Raw genomic sequence first — 239 nt, 5'->3', positions numbered from 1 at the left:
CGACGCCGTAACTCCAAAGGTCGAGCCAGCGGGTCTGGTCGAGGCGCGTCTGCGCGAGGTTCAGGTAGAAATTGACCTGCGTGTCGGGATAGGCGGTGGCGTCGGCGAACTCGGGGAAGTCGCCGCGGAACTGTGCGTTGGTGACGACCGCGGGAGTCGGCGTCGTCACTTGCCGCCCCTGCCCTTGCGCGTCGTCGCGGTCTCGGCTGCGGCGTCAGGCGTGACGCCGGCGGCGGTTA

1 protein-coding gene is annotated in these 239 nt (G+C 69.0%); it reads right to left on the bottom strand.

Annotated elements, in window-relative coordinates; all coding sequences use genetic code 11:
- The coding region (locus tag RZA33_RS19990) for a DUF4054 domain-containing protein (RefSeq protein WP_416337897.1) at window positions 1-169 on the bottom strand (169 nt) is incomplete at its 3' end.
- Window positions 170-239 lie beyond the last annotated feature (70 nt).

Source organism: Halovibrio sp. HP20-59 (genome assembly GCF_033052795.2).
In the GTDB taxonomy this organism is placed as follows: domain Bacteria; phylum Pseudomonadota; class Gammaproteobacteria; order Pseudomonadales; family Halomonadaceae; genus Vreelandella.
Note: the sequence above shows the minus strand (reverse complement) of the source record. Positions and strands in the feature narration are given on the sequence as shown.